An 18,502-nucleotide genomic window follows, 5' to 3' on the forward strand; every position below is an offset into this window, starting at 1 on the left:
GCCAATGTTACCGAGTCGTCTGGAAACCCTGACCCTGCGTGGCCGACAGCAGGCCGTCCGCCGCTGGGGGCCGGAGTCCGGGGTGCCTCTGGTGCTGCTGCATGGCTGGATGGATGTCTCGGCTTCCTTCCAGTTTTTGGTGGATGCCCTGGCCGGCGACTGGCAGATTCTGGCACCGGACTGGCGGGGCTTTGGTGCCAGCCAATGGAACGCCGGGCCCTACTGGTTTGCCGATTACCTGGCGGATCTGGATGGCCTGCTTGACCATTATTTTGGCGAGCGGCCGGTGCCCCTGGTGGGCCACAGCATGGGCGGCAACATCGCCTGCCTCTATGCCGGCTTGCGGCCCCGGCGCATCAGCCATCTGGTGTCCCTGGAAGGCTTCGGCATCAATAACATGCCACCCGAACAAGCGCCTGAGCGCCTGGTGCAATGGCTCGATCAGTGGTCGCACCCGCCATCCTGTCATGTTTATGCGGATCGCCAGGCCCTGGCTGCACGCCTGCGGCGGGATAACCCCCGCCTGAGCGCCGCCCGGGCTGATTTCCTCGCCCAGCATCTGGGGCAGCCGGCACCACAGGATGCGGCGGGGGAGGGCAGGGAGGCCGTGGTGTGGGCGGGCGACCCCTGGCACAAGGTGGCCAGCCCCCTGTTGTACCGTCTGGAAGAAGCGAAGGCCTGCTGGCGGCAGGTGGAGGCGCCGACCCTGTGGCTGCGGGGAGCTGAAACTACTTTCCTGCGGCGCTTTCAAATCGATGAGGCGGATTACCAGGCACGGCTCAACTGTTTTGCCCAGGGCCGGGAGGGAGTGATTCCCGCCGCCGGCCACATGCTCCACCACGATGCTCCCGAAGTAGTTGCAGCTTGGCTGAAGGCTTTCCTGCCAGGGCCGGAGGCCGGGGAGGGCTAGGCCCTGTGCTATGATGCCCCGCTTTGTTTCTGCCCCTCCACGCCCCTTGCGCCGCCGCCAATGTCTGATCTGAACTGGGATTTTCACTGCCACTCCACCGCTTCCGACGGCTTGCTGCCGGCGGCAGAAGTGGCGCGGCGGGCGGCCGGCAATGGCGTTCAGCTGCTGGCCCTGACGGATCACGACGATCTGGCCGGCCTGGCGCCGGCCCGCGCCGTGGCGGATGAGCTGGGCATGGGCTTCGTCAACGGAGTGGAAGTCTCCATCGAGTGGGAGGGCACCTCCTTTCACGTGGTGGGGCTGGGCTTCGATGCCGAGCATCCGGTCCTCAACGAGGGGCTGGCCTCCATCCGTGCCGGTCGCATGGACCGGGCCCGGCGCATGGCTGAAGCCCTCGACGCCATCGCCATCCGCGGCGCCCTGGAGGGTGCCATGGCCTTCGCTGAGAATCCCCACCTGATTTCCCGGGCCCATTTCGCCCGTTACCTTGTGCAGATCGGCCTTTGCAAGGATGTCCATAGCGTCTTTGAAAATTACCTGACGCCGGGCAAGCCTGGTTATGTGGATCACCGCTGGGCCACGCTGGAAGATGCCGTGGCCTGGATTCGTGCCGCAGGCGGCGTGGCCGTGGTGGCCCACCCTGGCCGCTACAAGATTTCCAATGGCGCCCTGCGGCGCTTTCTCGGCGAGTTCAAGGACGTAGGCGGTGAGGGCATCGAAGTGGTGACCGGCAGCCATAGTCCCGACCAGGTGCATCATTTTGCCCGCCTGGCCCGCCATTACGGCTTTCTGGCTTCCCGTGGCTCTGACTTCCACGGTCCCCAGGAGAGCTATACCGACCTCGGGCGCCTGGCCGCCCTGCCGGACGATCTGACGCCCCTCTGCGCGCGCTTCGTCTGACGTCTTTTTCGAAAACATCATGGCCCAGTATTTTTCCCTGCATCCCGACAATCCCCAGCCCCGCATGTTGGCCAAGGCCGCCGAAGTGGTGCGGGAGGGCGGGCTCATCGCCTTTCCCACGGATTCCTGCTACTCCCTGGGTTGCCACCTGGGGGACAAGGAGGCTCTGGACCGCCTTCGGGCCATCCGCGGCGTCGATGACCGCCACCACATGACCCTGATGTGCCGCGACCTGTCGGACATCGCCCACTTTGCCCGGGTAGACAACGCCCAGTATCGCCTGCTCAAGGCAGCCACCCCCGGCAGCTATGTCTTCATTCTGGAAGGCACCAAGGAATTGCCCCGCCGGGTGATGCACCCCAAGCGCAAGACCATCGGACTGCGCATTCCCGACCATGCCGGCGCCCTGGCCCTGCTGGAGGAGCTGGGGGAGCCCATGCTGACGGCCACCCTGCAGTTGCCCGGCGACGAGGCTCCCCTCACCGAAGGCTGGGAAATCCAGGAACGTCTGGACGACCATCTGGCCCTGATCCTCGATGGCGGCCATTGCGGTACCGAACCCACCACGGTGATCGACCTGAGCGGTGGCCAGCCCGAACTGGTGCGCGCCGGGCGCGGTTCCTTGGCGCCTTTCGGCCTTTGATCCCATTGCTTCGCGGGGCCGGCCGGCCCGTTTGCTAGAATCCACCCTTTTGACGCGCGCCGCCCCATGGATAACCTGATCCAGACTCTTGCCATTGCTGCCCTGCCGGTGATCTTTGCCATCACCCTGCACGAGGCCGCCCACGGCTATGTGGCGCGCCACTTTGGCGATTTCACCGCCCATGCGGCGGGGCGCATCAGCCTCAACCCGCTGCGCCATATCGATCCTGTCGGCACCATCCTGATTCCGGTGCTGATCCTGTTGTTCTCCGGCGGCAGCCTGCTGTTCGGCTATGCCAAGCCGGTGCCCGTGGATTTTGGCCGCCTGCGTCGGCCCAAGCAGGACATGCTGTGGGTTGCCGCTGCTGGCCCCCTCTCCAATCTGGCCATGGCCCTGGGCTGGGGCCTGCTGTTCAAGTTCGGGGAAATCCTGCCGGAAAATGCCTACACCCTGCCGCTGCTGCGCATGGCCGATCTGGGCATGGACGTGAATATCGGCCTGATGCTGCTCAACCTGCTACCCATTCCGCCCCTGGATGGTGGCCGTATCGCCGTCAGCCTCTTGCCCTACCGCCAGGCGGTGGCCTTTTCCCGGGTCGAGCCCTGGGGCTTCCCCATCCTCATCGCCTTGCTCTTTACCGGCGTGCTGGCCAGTATCCTTTATCCGCTGATGGGTATCATGCGTTACCTGTTGGCCCTGATTTTCAATTTCCAAGCCTGAGAACAACATCACCATGTACGCGGAACGAGTCCTTTCCGGCATGCGCCCCACGGGCAGCCTGCACCTTGGCCACTATCACGGCGTCCTGAAGAACTGGGTCAAGCTACAGCACGAACATCCCTGCCTCTTTTTTGTGGCCGACTGGCATGCCCTGACTACCAGCTACGACCAGCCCGAGATCATCGAAAAGGCTGCCTGGGACATGGTGATCGACTGGTTGGCCGCTGGTGTGGACCCTAACCAGGCCACCATCTTCATCCAGTCCCGGGTGCCTGAGCACGCCGAACTGCACCTGCTGATGTCCATGATGACGCCCCTGGGCTGGCTGGAGCGGGTGCCGACCTACAAGGACCAGATCGAAAAGCTCTCCCACAAGGACCTGACCACCTACGGTTTTCTCGGCTACCCCCTGCTGATGTCTGCCGACATTCTGGTGTATCGCGCCAACCGGGTGCCGGTGGGCGAAGACCAGATTCCCCACCTGGAGTTTTCCCGGGAAATCGCCCGCCGCTTCAACCACCTCTACGGCCGGGAGCCCGGCTTCGAGGAGAAGGCCCTGGCCGCGGTGAAGAAGCTGGGTGGCAAGGCCGGCAAGCGTTTCAACGAGCTGCGTACCCGCTTCCAGCAGGACGGCGATGGCGCTGCAGTGGAAGAGGGCAAGCGGCTGGTGAACGAGGCCCAGAGCCTCTCCCTGGCCGATCGGGAGCGCCTGCTGGGTCACCTGGAAGGCACCGGCAAGATGATTCTGGTGGAGCCCGATGCCCTGCTCACCGAGGCCTCCCGCATGCCGGGCCTGGACGGTCAGAAGATGTCCAAGTCCTACGGCAATACCATCACCCTGCGGGAAGATGAGGCCTCCGTCACCCAGAAGGTCAAGCGCATGCCCACCGATCCCTCCCGGGTGCGTCGCACCGATGCTGGCAACCCGGACAAGTGCCCGGTATGGCAACTGCACCAGGTGTATTCCGGTGCCGAAACCAAGGAATGGGTACGCCAGGGCTGCACCTCCGCCGGCATTGGCTGTCTCGAGTGCAAGCAGCCGGTGATTGACGGCATCCTCCAGGAACAAGCCCCCATGCGGGAGCGGGCCCAGATCTATCTGGATAACCCGGCCCTGGTGCGGGACATCGTCAACGACGGTTGCGCCAAGGCGCGCAAGCTGGCCCAGGAAACCATGACCGACGTGCGTGCGGCCATGGGCCTGAATTACGCCTGAGGCCGCGGCTGCGTCCGGCTGACGACATGAGCGATACCCCGGTCCTCGACACGGCTCCCCTTCAGGAGACAGCTGCTCCGGATGCCCTGGCCCGCATCTACGGCCAGCCCCTGGAGCAGTTGCCCCTGGATCTCTACATCCCGCCCGATGCCATGGCGGTGATGCTGGATGCCTTCGAGGGCCCGCTGGACCTGCTGCTCTACCTGATCCGCAAGGCCAACATCAATGTGCTCGACATTCCCATGGCGCCCCTCACGGTTCAGTACCTGGAATACGTGGAGGCCATGCGTTCCCAGAACCTGGAGCTGGCCGCTGACTACCTGGTGATGGCCGCCATGCTGATCGAGATCAAGTCCCGTATGCTGCTGCCCCGGGCCAAGCAGGCCGATGAGGAGGAGGTGGACGATCCCCGGGCCGAGCTGGTGCGCCGCCTCATCGAGTACGAGCAGATGAAGCTGGCAGCGGTGGCGCTGAACGAGCATCCCCAGGCTGAGCGGGATTTCCACTGGGTCGAGACCTGGGTCGAGAAATCCGGTGGGCAACGCTATCCCGACGTTTCCCTGGATGACCTGCAGCAGGCCTGGAAAGCCATCCTGCGCCAGGCCCAGTTGCATACTTCCCACAAGGTGCAGCGGGAAGAGCTGTCGGTGCGCGAGCACATGGGGCTGATCCTGCGGCAGTTGAAGGAGGCCGAGGGCTTCGTCGAATTCGGCGCCATGTTCGACCCGGAACTGGGGGCCCCCAGCGTGGTGGTGCACTTCCTCGCCATGCTGGAGTTGGCCCGGGAACGGCTGATCCGCATTACCCAGGCTGACGCTTTCATGCCCATCTACGTACGCCTGGCCATCGCCGACGATGCGGAAACGCCTCTCAGCGACGAAGAGGCCGGACAGATCATCGAAGTCCCTGCCGAAGAAGGAGAAGGTGATGCCCCGGTTACCGTCTAACCCGGCCGAGATCAAGCGTATCCTGGAGGCCGCCTTGCTGGCGACCCAGGAGCCCCTCTCCGTCTCTGAGTTGCGGCATATGTTTGACGATGAGCTGGCGGCCGATACCGTCCGCAAATTGCTCGATGAACTGCGGGAAGAATGGCAGGAGCGGCCGGTAGAACTGCTGCAGATGGCCACCGGCTGGCGCTTCCGCACCCGGCCCGAGTACGCGCCCTACATCGAGGCCCTGAATCCGGAAAAGCCGCCGCGCTACTCCCGGGCTGTCATGGAAACCCTGGCCATCATCGCCTACCGCCAGCCCGTTACCCGGGGCGACATCGAAGATATTCGCGGTGTCACCGTGGCCACTCAGGTGGTCAAGGCCCTGGAAGAGCGGGGCTGGGTCGATGTGGTGGGCTACCGGGATACCCCGGGCCGTCCGGCCCTTTTTGCCACCACCAAGAAATTTCTCGACGACCTGGGGCTGCGCAGCCTGAGCGAGCTGCCGCCCCTGGAACAGATCAACCAAACCCTGGAACTGAATGATGCCCTCTAAACCTCCCCGCAAACCCGCCGCGCCGAAGGCCGGCCAGGGTCCCCGCCGCAGCCCCGCCGGGCGTTCCCGTGGGGATGGTGCCGAATGGGTGGAAGATTCCCGTTCGACCCCCAAGGCCCGGCGCAGTGGCGCTGCCGGCGGCCCGCCGAGCAAGCCTTCCCGTCCTGCCGCCAAGCGCACGCCTTTCCGCGCTCCCACCCGTGCCGAGGTGGTGCCGGAAGTTGATGAGGAGGTCGTCGTCGAGGAGGCGCCGCGCCCCCGCCGTGGCGCCGGCCGTGTTGCCCCTGCTCCCCGCCAGATGGGCCGTAGCGGCCGCAATGCCCCGGTGGAAGCCAAGCCCGAACGCCTGCACAAGATTCTGGCCCAGAGCGGTGTCGGTTCCCGGCGTGAAATGGAAGAGTGGATCGCCGCTGGCCGGGTCACTGTCAACAGCAAGCCGGCAGAAGTGGGCCAGCTGGTGGGGCCCAACGACAAGGTCAAGGTTAGCGGCCGTCTGGTGCACCTGCGTTTCGGCGCCCTGCGTCTGCCCCGGGTGGTGCTCTACCACAAGCCGGAAGGCCAGATTGTTTCCCGGGATGACCCGGAAGGTCGTGACAGCGTCTTCGATTTCCTGCCGCGCATGCGGGGCAGCCGCTGGGTGGCTGTGGGGCGCCTGGACTACAACACCAGCGGCCTGCTGCTGTTCACCAACTCCGGCGATCTGGCCAACCGGCTGATGCATCCTCGCTACAACCTGGAACGGGAATACGCCGTGCGGGTGCTGGGTGATCTGGACGATGCCACGCTGAAGCAGCTGGCTACCGGCATCGAGCTGGAGGATGGTCCGGCCCGCTTCACGACGCTTCTGGATGCGGGCGGGGAGGGGGCCAACCATTGGTATCGGGTTACCCTTTCCGAAGGTCGTAATCGGGAGGTAAGGCGCATGTTCGAGGCCGTTGGGGCGACGGTCAGCCGCCTGATCCGGGTGCGCTATGGCCCATTCCAGCTGCCGGCCCGCCTGAAGCGCGGCAGCACCCATGAGCTGGAAGATATGGAAGTGGCCAAGCTGATGCAGGAATTCGGCCTGCCGGCTCCGGAAGTCATTCAAAAGCGGGACAAGCGTACCCGTAAGTAAAGGGCCGGTACTTGCCGATCCCTGTCCGGCCCGAACTGTAGGGGAAGCGAAAGAGATGGGCAGAAGGAGGGCTGGGCCGCCAGAGGCGTTTCAGCCCTGGACAACGACTTTCCCGTGGGAAAGCCGTTGTCCGGTCCGTTGTTTTCCTATATAATTCAAAAGTTATCATCGTCCTGCCCGGTTTTTGGGCGGGTAACTTATTTTGATGGGCGTTTCGCCCATTTTTTATTTGTAGCGCATGGATCTGCACCAATTAGTGGAAAAAACGGTCACCGGCCTCGGTTATGAGCTGGTGGACCTTGAGCTGACGCCCCGGGCCCGGGTTATTCGCGTCTTCATCGACCAGCTGGCCAAGGCCGGCGGCATTGGCGTGGAGGACTGTGTTGCCGTGAGCAACCAGCTTTCCCGCGTCCTGATGGTTGAAGAAGTGGACTATGACCGCTTGGAGGTGTCCTCTCCCGGTCTTGATCGCCCCCTGAAAAAGCTGGCCGATTTCGATCGTTTTGCCGGCCAGGAGGCGCATATCCGCTTGCGCGTGGCGCTGAACAACCGGCGCAATTTCAACGGAATTCTCATGGGGGTGCGCGACGGCAAGGTCTGCGTACGCCTGATCGACAAGAACAGCGGCAAGGAAGAGGGCGAAGTAGCCCTCGAGCCGGGCAATATCGACAAGGCCCGGCTGGAGCCGAAGTTCGATTGATGGCAGAAACGAGGAGGGAAAAGCAATGAGCCGCGAGATTTTGCTGCTGGTGGATGCACTGGCGCGGGAAAAGAACGTTGCCAAGGATGTGGTCTTCGGTGCCCTGGAGTCTGCCCTGGCCTCTGCTACCAAGAAGCGCATCAACGACGAGGCCGAAGTGCGCGTCGTGATCGACCGTAATACCGGCGAGTACGAGTCTTTCCGTCGCTGGAATGTGGTGGCCGATGAAGCCTACGTAAACGAGTTTCTTGAGTTGCCCCTGTCCGAAGCTGCCAAGCAGGACGATAGCGTGGAAGTTGGCGATATCATTGAGGAATCCTTGGAGCCGATCGATTTTGGTCGTATCGGCGCCCAAGCCGCCAAGCAGGTCATCCTGCAGCGTATTCGTGATGCTGAGCGGGAGCAGATTCTGTCCGATTTCCTGGAGCGCAAGGAACATATCGTTTCCGGCACCATCAAGCGCATGGAGCGGGGCAATGCCATCATCGAGGCTGGCAAGATCGAAGCCCTGCTGCCCCGGGATCAGATGATTCCCAAGGAAAACCTGCGTGTTGGCGATCGGGCCAAGGCCTATCTGCTGCGCATCGACCGCAATGCCCGGGGTCCCCAGATCATCCTCTCCCGCACTGCACCCGAATTCATCATCAAACTGTTTGACCTGGAAGTGCCGGAAATCGAAGACGGCCTCATGGAAATCAAAGCGGCTGCGCGGGACCCCGGCATGCGCGCCAAGATTGCCGTGAAGTCCAACGATCCCCGCGTCGACCCGATCGGTACTTGTGTCGGTATGCGTGGTACCCGCGTGACTGCCGTCACTAACGAGTTGGCCGGTGAGCGTGTGGACATCGTGTTGTGGTCTCAGGATCCCGCCCAGTTCGTGATCGGCGCCCTGGCACCGGCCGAGGTCAGCTCCATCGTGGTGGACGAAGAAAAACACAGCATGGATGTGGTGGTGGACGAAGCCAACTTGGCCATCGCCATCGGCCGTGGCGGCCAGAACGTGCGCCTGGCGTCCGAGCTGACCGGCTGGAACATCAACCTGATGACCCAGGAAGAGTCCGAGAAAAAGGTGGAAGCCGAAACTGCTGCCACCCGCGTGCTCTTCATGGAAAAACTGGATGTGGACGAGGAAGTCGCCAACATCCTGATCGACGAAGGCTTCTCCACCCTGGAAGAAGTGGCTTACGTGCCCCTGGCGGAAATGCTGGAAATCGAGGCTTTCGACGAAGACACGGTGAACGAACTGCGCAACCGCGCACGTAATGTGCTTCTGACCGAAGCCATCGTCACTGAAGAGCAACTCGAAGGCGTGGAAGAGTCCCTCCTGGGCCTGGACGGCATGGATAAGTCCTTGGCCGCCAAGCTGGCTTCCGGCGGTGTCAAGACCCTGGATGACCTGGCCGACCTGGCTGTGGATGAACTCACCGAAATGACCGGCATTGACGCGGACCGCGCCAAGCAACTGATTACCAACGCCCGCTCGCACTGGTTCGAGTGAGAGTTGGGAAGGGAGTGAAGTAAATATGGCGCAAACAACCGTCTCTCAATTTGCCACCGAGCTGAAAATGCCGGCAGCTGCCCTGCTGGAACAGCTACAGAAGGCCGGCGTCAGCAAGCAGCTGGCTGAAGATGAACTGTCCGAACAGGACAAGACCCGTCTGCTCGATTACCTGCGCAGTAGCCACGGCGAGTCCCAGGGCAAGAACAAGATCACGCTGACCCGTAAGCAGACCAGCGAGATCAAGGCTCAGGATTCCAGCGGCAAAACCCGTACCGTCCAGGTGGAAGTACGTAAGAAGCGCGTCCTGGTGAAGCGCGAAGCTGGCGATGCCGCCGTTGAAGCTGTGGCCGAAGAAGCGCTGCAGGCTGCTGTGCCGGCCGAGCCGCTGGTCGCACCCGAGCCCGTCGTTGAAGCTGCTCCCGAGCCGGTGCCCGAACCCGTGGCAGAAGTGGTTCCCGAGCCGGAAATCGAAGTCGTGCCCGAGCCGGTGCTTGTTGCTGCTCCCGAGCCGATTCCGGAACCGGTGCCCGAGCCTGCCCCTGCCCCCGCTGTCGTTGCCGCTCCCGCCGCCGAAGCCACGGCACCGAGCCGTGCCAAGGTAGTCAAGCGCAGCATGGTTTCTGTCATCGGCGAGGCCGAAATGAAGGCCCGGGAAGACGAAGCGCGCCGTCACCAAGCCCTGCTCGAACATCAGCAGCGTGAATATCTGGAAAAGCAGGCTCGCGCAGCCGAACTGGTGCGTCTGCGTCGTGAAGCCGAAGAAAAGGCGGCCGCCGCCAAGGTTGCAGCTGCTGCGAAGCAAGCTGCTGCTGCACAGCAGACAGCCCAGTCTCCCGAAGAGAAGCCTGCCGATCGTACGCTGCACAAGCCCGCTGGAAAGCCCGGTGAAGCCAAGCCTGGTGCCAAGAAAGAGCCCTGGAACGACGGCAACAAGAAGCGCCCCGGTATCAAAACCCGCGGTGGTGACTCCGGTAGCGGCTGGCGTAGCGGCGGCAAGCATGGCAAGCGCCATGGTGGCAGCAGCGACGAGGCCCATGCCTTCCAGGCGCCGACCGAACCGATCGTGCGTGAAGTCCACGTTCCTGAAACCATTTCTGTAGCCGACCTGGCCCACAAGATGGCCGTTAAGGCCACGGAAGTGATCAAAACCCTGATGAAGATGGGGTCCATGGTCACCATTAACCAGGTGCTGGACCAGGAAACCGCCATGATTCTGGTGGAGGAGATGGGCCACAAAGCCGTTGCCGCCAAACTGGACGACCCGGACGCCTTCCTGGACGACGTTGCTGAGCATGTGGATGTGAAGCTGGAGCCCCGGGCTCCGGTGGTGACCGTGATGGGTCACGTCGACCACGGCAAGACCTCCCTGCTTGACTACATCCGCCGCACCCGCGTGGCCTCCGGTGAAGCCGGCGGCATTACCCAGCACATCGGCGCTTACCACGTGGAAACGCCCCGTGGCATGGTGACTTTCCTCGACACCCCGGGTCACGAGGCCTTCACGGCCATGCGGGCCCGCGGTGCCAAGGCCACCGACTTGGTGATTCTGGTGGTCGCGGCTGACGACGGCGTCATGCCCCAGACCAAGGAAGCTATCCACCACGCCAAGGCGGCCAATGTGCCCCTGGTGGTGGCGGTGAACAAGATCGACAAGCCCGAAGCCAATCCGGATCGCGTCAAGCAGGAACTGATTGCCGAAGGCGTGGTGCCGGAAGAATACGGTGGCGATTCTCCCTTCGTCCCGGTTTCCGCCAAGAAGGGCACCGGCATCGACGACCTGCTGGAGCACGTGCTGCTGCAGGCCGAAGTGCTGGAACTGACTGCGGCCAAGGAAGCACCGGCCAAGGGCATCATCATCGAAGCTCGCCTGGACAAGGGCAAGGGCCCCGTGGCGACCATCCTGGTGCAGTCCGGCACCCTGAAGCGCGGCGACATCGTACTGGTGGGCCAGGTCTTCGGTAAGGTCCGGGCCATGCTGGACGAGAACGGCAAGCCTATCGACGAGGCTGGTCCTTCCATTCCGGTGGAAATCCAGGGTCTCTCCGACGTGCCGGCGGCCGGTGAAGAAGCCATGGTCTTGGCCGACGAGCGCAAGGCACGGGAAATTGCCCTGTTCCGTCAAGGCAAGTTCCGCGAAGTGAAGCTGGCCAAGCAACAGGCCGCCAAGCTCGAATCCATGTTCGAGAACATGGGTGAGGGCGCTGCCAAGTTCCTGCCGTTGATCGTCAAGTCCGACGTGCAGGGTTCCCAGGAAGCGCTGGTGCAGTCCTTGAACAAGCTTTCCACCGAGGAAGTGCGCGTCAATGTGATTCATGCCGCGGTCGGTGCCATCACCGAAACCGACGTGAATCTGGCATCCGCCTCCAAGGCGGTCATCATCGGCTTCAACACCCGTGCCGATGCTGGCGCCCGTAAGGCTGCCGACAACTTTGGCGTTGATATCCGCTACTACAACATCATTTATGACGCTGTAGATGAAGTGAAGGCAGCCCTGTCCGGCATGCTCTCCCCGGAGAAGCGCGAGCAGATCACCGGTCTCGTGGAAATCCGCCAGGTCTTCAAGGTTTCCAAGGTTGGTTCCATTGCCGGTTGCCTGGTGCTGGAAGGCGTGGTCAAGCGTGCTTCCCGCATCCGCCTGCTGCGCAACAACGTGGTGCAGTGGGATGGTGAACTGGATTCCCTGAAGCGCTACAAGGATGACGTCAAGGAAGTGAAGGGCGGCTTCGAGTGCGGCCTCTCCCTCAAGGGCTACAACGAGATCGAGGAAGGCGACCAACTGGAAGTGTACGAAATCCAGGAAATCGCCCGGAGCCTGTAAGGCACGATGGCTACCAAGAGCTTTTCCCGCAAGGACCGGGTGAATGAGCAGATCCGCCGCGAGTTGGCGGAGCTCATTCGCACGGAGTTGAAGGATCCCCGCGTCGGCATGGTCAGCCTGACCGACGTGGAGGTGACTCCCGACTATGCCCACGCCCGAGTATTTTTCACCACTCTGGCCACTGCCGAGCAGCTGCCGGAAATCCAGAAGGGGCTGGTCAAGGCCTCGGGTTTTCTGCGGCGTGAACTGGGGCGTCGCGTGCGTATCCACACCACGCCCCAGCTGCACTTCATCTACGACAATTCCATCGAGCACGGCACCAGCCTCTCTCGTCTCATCGACGAGGCCGCTGCCGCCAGCCGCCAGACTTCGCCCGAAGCAGGCGAGGCGCCTGACGCAGATACTCCCACCGAAAGCTGAGCTCATGTCCAAACCCAGACGCACCTGGAAACAGGTGGATGGGGTGTTGTTGCTGGACAAGCCCCTGCACCTCTCCTCCAACGACGCGCTGCAAAAGGCGCGTCGTCTCTTTTCAGCCGCCAAAGCAGGCCATACCGGGACCCTGGATCCCCTGGCCACCGGTCTGCTGCCTGTTTGTTTCGGCGAAGCCACCAAGTTTTCTGCCGATCTCCTGGATGCGGACAAAGCCTATGTCGCCGATGTTCGCCTCGGCGAAACCACGGCCACCGGCGATGCTGAAGGGGAAATCCTGCAGACTCGCCCCGTTCAGGTGTCGCCCGAGCAGTTGCAGGCGGTTGTGGCCCGTTTTCTCGGCCCCATTGCACAAATTCCGCCCATGTATTCTGCCCTCAAGCGGGATGGCAAGCCCCTCTACGAACTGGCCCGCCAGGGCATTGAAGTGGAACGGGAGGCCCGCCAGGTGGTTATCCACCAACTGGCTGCCACGGATTTCGACGGTGTCCATTTTCGCCTTCACGTCGATTGCAGCAAGGGCACCTATATCCGCACCCTGGCCGAAGACATCGGCGAGGCCCTGGGGTGTGGCGCTCACCTGCGCGCCCTGCGACGCACCCGGGTCGGCCCCCTGACCCTGGAAGGCGCGGTATCCCTAGAGGCCCTCGAAAATTTGGAGGAGGACGGGCGTACCGTCCACCTGCTCCCGTTGGATGCCCTGCTACACAGCCTGCCCGCTGTGGCGCTGGAGGCGGAGGCCGAGGCCCGTTTTGCCCACGGCAACCCGGTTCCCACCGAACTGCTTGCCGGTAAGGCCCGGGTGTACGACGGTGCTGGCAAGCTGCTGGGGGTTGGCGAAGTTCGTTCCGGTGCCCTATGGCCCTTCCGTCTGCTGCGCCAGGAGCAGACAGCAGCGTAATGGCCGGCACCGGGGCCGGCGCCGGGCCGCGTACCTGCCGGGCGCATTAATCCTTGCTTCCCCGGGGCTCGCTGCGTATAATCCGCCCCTTCGTTCCGTTCCCGGAGCGAAGTTTTTTTAACAGTCGGGCGCTGGCTCTATCAAACTGGGGCGGCGTCGTAACACTCAAGAGAGTTTGACTCATGGCTATTAACACCACGCAAAAGGCCCAGATCGTTGGCGATTTCCAACGTGCCCAGGGCGACACCGGTTCCTCCGAAGTGCAGATCGCGCTGCTGACCGCACGCATCAACGACCTGACCGGTCACTTCAAGGAACACATGAAGGATCACCACTCCCGTCGCGGCCTGCTGCGCATGGTTTCCCGCCGTCGCAAGCTGCTGGACTACCTGAAGCGCACCGACGTGGACAAGTACCGCAGCGTTATCGAACGCCTGGGCCTGCGCAAGTAATCTTGCACCAAGCCCAGAACCGTCCGCTCATGCGGTCGGGAGTATAGAAAGAGCGGCGTGGCCTGACGGGCTGCGCCGCTCTTTTTTTATTCTGCCCCCATGGCAGCATGACTCCCGGGTAGAATCGGCCGGTTAAACAGAATCTAGCGAAGACACAAGTGAAAGAGAGAAAGGAAGATATGTTCAATATTGCAAAGAAAACCTTCACCTACGGTGCCCATCAGGTCACTCTGGAAACCGGCGAGATTGCTCGCCAGGCCTCCGGCGCCGTACTGGTCACCGTTGATGACACCGTGGTCCTGGTGACCGTGGTCGGTGCCAAGCAAGCCAAGCCCGGCCAAGATTTCTTCCCCCTGACCGTCGATTACGTTGAAAAGACCTACGCTGCCGGCAAGATCCCCGGTGGCTTCTTCAAGCGCGAAGGCCGTCCTTCCGAAAAGGAAACCCTGACCTCCCGCCTGATCGACCGTCCGATCCGCCCCCTGTTCCCCGAAGGCTTCTACAACGAAGTCCAGGTCGTGGCCACCGTCATGTCCCTGAATCCTGAAGTGGATTCCGACATTCCCGCCCTGATCGGTGCTTCCGCCGCTCTGGCCATTTCCGGCATCCCCTTCATGGGCCCCATCGGTGCCGCCCGTGTCGGTTACATCAACGGCCAGTACGTCATCAACCCCTCCGCCACCCAGCTCAAGGATAGCCAGCTGGACCTGGTGGTTGCCGGTACCCAGTCCGCCGTGCTGATGGTGGAATCCGAAGCCAAGGAACTCTCCGAAGAAGTCATGCTGGGCGCCGTGGTCTTCGGCCACGAGCAGATGCAGGTCGTCATCAACGCCATCAACGAACTGGTGGAAGAAGCCGGCAAGCCCGAATGGGATTGGCAGCCTCCCGCCAAGGACGAGGCCCTGATCGCCAAGCTCACCGCTCTGGTCAATACCCAGCTCGAAGAAGCCTACAACATCACCGTGAAGCAGACCCGCAGCCAGCGCGTCAAGGAAATCCGCAACGAAGCCGTGGCCGCCCTGTGCCAAGGTGAAGGTGCTCCCGACGAAGCCACCGTGGCCGACCTGTTCTTTGCCCTGGAAGCCGCCATCGTGCGTGGCCGCATCCTCTCCGGCGCTCCCCGTATCGACGGTCGCGACACCCGCACCGTGCGCCCCATCACCGTGCGCGCTGGCGTGCTGCCCCGTACCCACGGTTCCGCCCTGTTCACCCGTGGCGAAACCCAGGGCCTGGTGGTCGCCACCCTCGGCACCAGCCGCGACGAACAGATCATCGACGCCCTGGCCGGTGAGTACAAAGACCGCTTCATGCTGCACTACAACATGCCCCCCTACGCCACCGGCGAAACGGGTCGTGTCGGCTCCCCCAAGCGTCGCGAAATCGGCCACGGCCGTCTGGCCAAGCGCGCCCTGCTGGCCGTGCTGCCCCCCGCCGATGAGTTCTCCTACTCCATGCGCGTGGTTTCCGAGATCACCGAATCCAACGGCTCCTCCTCCATGGCCTCCGTCTGCGGCGGCTCCCTGGCGCTGATGGATGCTGGCGTGCCCCTCAAGGCCCACGTGGCCGGCATCGCCATGGGCCTGATCAAGGAAGGCAACCGCTTCGCTGTGCTGACCGACATCCTGGGTGACGAAGACCACCTGGGTGACATGGACTTCAAGGTGGCCGGTACCGATTCCGGCATCACCGCCCTGCAGATGGACATCAAGATTCAGGGCATCACCAAGGAAATCATGGCCGTGGCGCTGGATCAGGCCAAGGCCGGTCGTCTGCACATCCTGACCATCATGCAGGACGCTCAGGATGCGCCCCGCACCGAAATGTCCGCCTACGCTCCCCGTCTGTACACCATGAAGATCAATCCGGAAAAAATCCGTGACGTGATCGGCAAGGGCGGCGCTGTCATCCGCGCCCTGACGGAAGAAACCGGCACCTCCATCGACATCCAGGACGACGGCACCATCACCATCGCCTCCACCGACGGCGCCGCCGCCGAGCTGGCCAAGAAGCGTATCGAAGCCATCACCGCCGAAGTGGAAGTGGGCCGCATCTACGAAGGCCCCGTGCTGAAGATCCTCGACTTCGGCGCCATCGTCAGCGTCCTGCCGGGCAAAGATGGTCTGCTGCACATCTCCCAGATCGCCAACGAGCGCGTCAACGCCGTGGGCGACTACCTCAAGGAAGGCCAGGTCGTGCGCGTCAAGGTCCTGGAAACCGACGAGAAGGGCCGCATCCGCCTGTCCATGAAGGCCGTGGCCGCCGAAGAAGGTGCCGCTGCCCCCCAGGCCCAGCAGTAATCACCGACAGCCCTGGCCGTTCTCCGGTCGAGGCTGATTCGTTGCACCAAAAAAGCCCGCTAGCCATAGCGGGCTTTTTTATGTCCACTTGATTTTCCCCGACCCCCGGGTGACCCTTTTTTTGGGGTGTTTTCAAAGTCTTTTAAATTCAATAGGTTGCGGATATTGTGAAAATTTGGGTAGGGAAGGGGAAATGGCGCTATATTCCCGGTGTTTCATGGGGATAGCGTGAATTTCCTCTACTTCACTGCCGTATAGGCAGCTCAGAAAACCAGGGCCCGTGGCGTCCTGGCCATGGAAGACTTCACTGCCGTATAGGCAGCTCAGAAAAGCTGCGGCAAGACATCACCAATAGTGCAGACCTTCACTGCCGTATAGGCAGCTCAGAAATTCAGGTGGCCGCCCAGGCCCCACACCAGCGGCTTCACTGCCGTATAGGCAGCTCAGAAAAGGCCAGGGTGATGCGGTTCAGGGGGTTGGGGCTTCACTGCCGTATAGGCAGCTCAGAAAGCACCGCGATCCAGCTTATCTCGCCTGACCGCCCTTCACTGCCGTATAGGCAGCTCAGAAAAGGTGGCCTATACCTTCAGCGCGGCGCCCGTCCTTCACTGCCGTATAGGCAGCTCAGAAAATCATCAAGCGCCTGGAGCGGAGCATCGGCTTCTTCACTGCCGTATAGGCAGCTCAGAAAAGCAGCCTGTCTGGCATCACCCCCGGGGCGCTCTTCACTGCCGTATAGGCAGCTCAGAAATCGGCCACGAAGGCTTCGGCGTTGATGTGTGCCTTCACTGCCGTATAGGCAGCTCAGAAAATGCACACGCGTGACGCCGGGATGACCCCATGCTTCACTGCCGTATAGGCAGCTCAGAAATGGAACGGGATGCCCGTAACGGTGTTCGCCTGCTTCACTGCCGTATAGGCAGCATCAGAATGCGCTCCCGATGTACAGCTGGCTCTCCCCCCTCTTTCCCTGCCTCACCGGCTGCACTCCTCCCCGTTCATGGGGTGGCGACAACTTGCAGGCCCAGGGCTTCGATGCGGTGGGCGATGGTGGTCAGGGCGTCGCTGGGGAGGCGGCCCAGGTGTTCGGCGCCGGGTTGGAGGGAGGGGCGGGCGAGGCCGTAGAGGTGGATGCCCTGGAGACGGTCCCGGGCCTGGGCGAGGAGGTCCAGATAGGCCTGGATTTCCGCTTCTGCCGGTGCCTGTCCGTCCTGCAGGAAGAGGCAGGTCTGTACCCAGGTGGGGGCCAGCTCGCCGCAGCGGCGCAGGTTGGCGAGGACCCGGGCGGGTTCCAGCCGAGTGCCGTTGACGGCCTCCATGCCGGCCGGGGTGGCCCGGTCCACCTTGAACCAGACTTCGCCGTTGAGGCGGCCCAGGTGGGCAATGGCGGCCTGCACTTCTGCCCGGTGCAGCAGGCTGCCGTTGGTGATGAGGCGCACCTTGATCTTTCCCGCCAGTTGCCGGGCAGCGAGCAGGTCGCCCACCAGGGCCACGGCCTGGGGGAATTCTGCTGCGCTGGTGGGTTCGCCGTTGCCGGAGAAGGCAATGTCCATGATCTGCCGGGCCTCTGGCGGGGCGGCGTGGGCCATGAATTCGCCACTCTGGATGTCGTCCAGCAGGGCATTCAGTTCCGCTGCCAGCTGGGCCAGATCAATGGGAGGCGGGCCGCCCCGGGTCAGGTCGGGCACCTGGCAATAGACGCAGGCCCAGTTGCAGGCGTTGTTGGGATTGAGGTTGATACCCACCGAGATGCCGCCGGCCCGGCGGGAAAGCACCGGATACACGTAGGTCATGCCGGCGCTGTCGCGGCGGTGGTCGGTGACGCTGAGGGGCTGGGCGGGATACTTCATGGCAATACCTTCATGGCGGTGCGGCAAAAGGGGGAAGGCCGGGGCCCAATGATATAATCCGCGGCTCCCAAAGACACCTTCCCAGCATGCTAATTACCCGCCGCCTGGAATTCGATGCCGGCCATCGCATTCCCGATCACCGCAGCCAGTGCCGTCATCTGCACGGGCACCGCTACGTGCTGGAAATCACCTTGGCTGGCGACATCATCAGCAAGGATGGGGACCCGGCCAACGGCATGGTGATGGATTTTTCCGACGTCAAAGCCCTGGCCAAGGCCCATGTGGTGGATGTGTGGGATCACGCCTTCCTTGTCTATGCCGGCGACCGGGCGGTGGTGGATTTCCTGCAGACCCTGCCGGGCCACAAGACGGTGGTGCTCGATTGCATTCCCACGGCGGAGAATCTCTCCCAGACCGCCTTCCGCATTCTCGATGCGGTCTATCGGGATACCTACGGCAACCATCTGCGTCTGGAGCAGGTACGCCTCTACGAAACGCCCAACTGCTGGGCCGACGCCCTGCGCCAGGAAGTTTCCGCCTGATTATTGCCGGGCTGTCAGCGG

The 18,502-nt window shown here is 62.8% G+C and carries 17 protein-coding genes and 1 CRISPR repeat array; of the genes, 16 read left to right on the top strand and 1 reads right to left on the bottom strand.

Going from position 1 to position 18,502, the window contains the following annotated elements; translation table 11 throughout:
* Window positions 1-4 precede the first annotated feature (4 nt).
* The 15 genes from AZSI13_RS04350 to pnp all read left to right on the top strand — a co-directional run bounded on the left by AZSI13_RS04350 (window position 5) and on the right by pnp (window position 16,089).
* Window positions 5-910: an alpha/beta fold hydrolase gene (locus AZSI13_RS04350; RefSeq protein WP_109039941.1), complete on the top strand. Its 906-nt coding sequence runs from the start codon at window positions 5-7 to the stop codon at window positions 908-910.
* A gap of 60 nt (window positions 911-970) precedes the next feature.
* Window positions 971-1,810, top strand: coding sequence for a 3',5'-nucleoside bisphosphate phosphatase (locus AZSI13_RS04355; protein WP_109039942.1), 840 nt, complete (start codon window positions 971-973; stop codon window positions 1,808-1,810).
* Between the two features lie 19 nt (window positions 1,811-1,829).
* On the top strand, window positions 1,830-2,453 hold the full coding sequence (locus tag AZSI13_RS04360) for an L-threonylcarbamoyladenylate synthase (protein WP_109039943.1): 624 nt from the start codon (window positions 1,830-1,832) through the stop codon (window positions 2,451-2,453).
* Between the two features lie 66 nt (window positions 2,454-2,519).
* Window positions 2,520-3,173, top strand: a complete 654-nt coding sequence (locus AZSI13_RS04365) for a site-2 protease family protein (RefSeq protein ID WP_109039944.1) — start codon at window positions 2,520-2,522, stop codon at window positions 3,171-3,173.
* A gap of 13 nt (window positions 3,174-3,186) precedes the next feature.
* Window positions 3,187-4,389: a tryptophan--tRNA ligase gene (locus tag AZSI13_RS04370; protein ID WP_109039945.1), complete on the top strand. Its 1,203-nt coding sequence runs from the start codon at window positions 3,187-3,189 to the stop codon at window positions 4,387-4,389.
* Window positions 4,390-4,415: 26 nt separating this feature from the next.
* Window positions 4,416-5,336 carry a ScpA family protein gene (locus tag AZSI13_RS04375; RefSeq protein WP_109039946.1) on the top strand — a complete coding sequence of 307 codons (921 nt, stop codon included), beginning with the start codon at window positions 4,416-4,418 and terminating at the stop codon, window positions 5,334-5,336.
* Entirely contained in the window at window positions 5,317-5,874 is a 558-nt protein-coding gene (scpB, locus tag AZSI13_RS04380; RefSeq protein WP_109039947.1) for an SMC-Scp complex subunit ScpB, read from the top strand. Before AZSI13_RS04375 ends, scpB begins: the two co-directional genes overlap by 20 nt.
* On the top strand, window positions 5,864-6,988 hold the full coding sequence (rluB, locus tag AZSI13_RS04385; protein ID WP_109039948.1) for a 23S rRNA pseudouridine(2605) synthase RluB: 1,125 nt from the start codon (window positions 5,864-5,866) through the stop codon (window positions 6,986-6,988). Before scpB ends, rluB begins: the two co-directional genes overlap by 11 nt.
* Window positions 6,989-7,226: 238 nt before the next feature.
* Window positions 7,227-7,688, top strand: a complete 462-nt coding sequence (rimP, locus tag AZSI13_RS04390; protein WP_109039949.1) for a ribosome maturation factor RimP — start codon at window positions 7,227-7,229, stop codon at window positions 7,686-7,688.
* A gap of 25 nt (window positions 7,689-7,713) precedes the next feature.
* On the top strand, window positions 7,714-9,186 hold the full coding sequence (nusA, locus tag AZSI13_RS04395; protein WP_109039950.1) for a transcription termination factor NusA: 1,473 nt from the start codon (window positions 7,714-7,716) through the stop codon (window positions 9,184-9,186).
* Window positions 9,187-9,211: 25 nt separating this feature from the next.
* Entirely contained in the window at window positions 9,212-12,007 is a 2,796-nt protein-coding gene (gene infB, locus AZSI13_RS04400) for a translation initiation factor IF-2 (RefSeq protein WP_109039951.1), read from the top strand.
* 6 nt (window positions 12,008-12,013) lie between these two features.
* Window positions 12,014-12,427: a 30S ribosome-binding factor RbfA gene (gene rbfA, locus AZSI13_RS04405; protein WP_109039952.1), complete on the top strand. Its 414-nt coding sequence runs from the start codon at window positions 12,014-12,016 to the stop codon at window positions 12,425-12,427.
* A 4-nt stretch (window positions 12,428-12,431) separates the two neighbouring features.
* Complete coding sequence (gene truB, locus AZSI13_RS04410) at window positions 12,432-13,340, top strand: tRNA pseudouridine(55) synthase TruB (protein ID WP_109039953.1); 909 nt, start codon at window positions 12,432-12,434, stop codon at window positions 13,338-13,340.
* A gap of 182 nt (window positions 13,341-13,522) precedes the next feature.
* Window positions 13,523-13,792, top strand: coding sequence for a 30S ribosomal protein S15 (gene rpsO / locus AZSI13_RS04415; RefSeq protein ID WP_014237747.1), 270 nt, complete (start codon window positions 13,523-13,525; stop codon window positions 13,790-13,792).
* A 179-nt stretch (window positions 13,793-13,971) separates the two neighbouring features.
* Window positions 13,972-16,089: a polyribonucleotide nucleotidyltransferase gene (gene pnp / locus AZSI13_RS04420; protein ID WP_109039954.1), complete on the top strand. Its 2,118-nt coding sequence runs from the start codon at window positions 13,972-13,974 to the stop codon at window positions 16,087-16,089.
* A 242-nt stretch (window positions 16,090-16,331) separates the two neighbouring features.
* Window positions 16,332-17,020: direct repeats of the CRISPR family, unit length 28 nt; unit sequence CTTCACTGCCGTATAGGCAGCTCAGAAA.
* Window positions 17,021-17,087: 67 nt separating this feature from the next.
* Here pnp and AZSI13_RS04425 read toward each other — a convergent pair.
* A complete protein-coding gene (locus tag AZSI13_RS04425) occupies window positions 17,088-17,939 on the bottom strand; it encodes a radical SAM protein (protein WP_109039955.1) in 852 nt (283 codons plus the stop codon).
* An 86-nt stretch (window positions 17,940-18,025) separates the two neighbouring features.
* On the opposite strand from AZSI13_RS04425, the gene queD reads away from it, so the two are divergent.
* Window positions 18,026-18,481: a 6-carboxytetrahydropterin synthase QueD gene (gene queD, locus AZSI13_RS04430; RefSeq protein ID WP_109039956.1), complete on the top strand. Its 456-nt coding sequence runs from the start codon at window positions 18,026-18,028 to the stop codon at window positions 18,479-18,481.
* The last annotated feature ends 21 nt before the right edge of the window (window positions 18,482-18,502 follow it).

This window comes from Azospira sp. I13, assembly GCF_003112695.1.
GTDB lineage: Bacteria > Pseudomonadota > Gammaproteobacteria > Burkholderiales > Rhodocyclaceae > Azospira.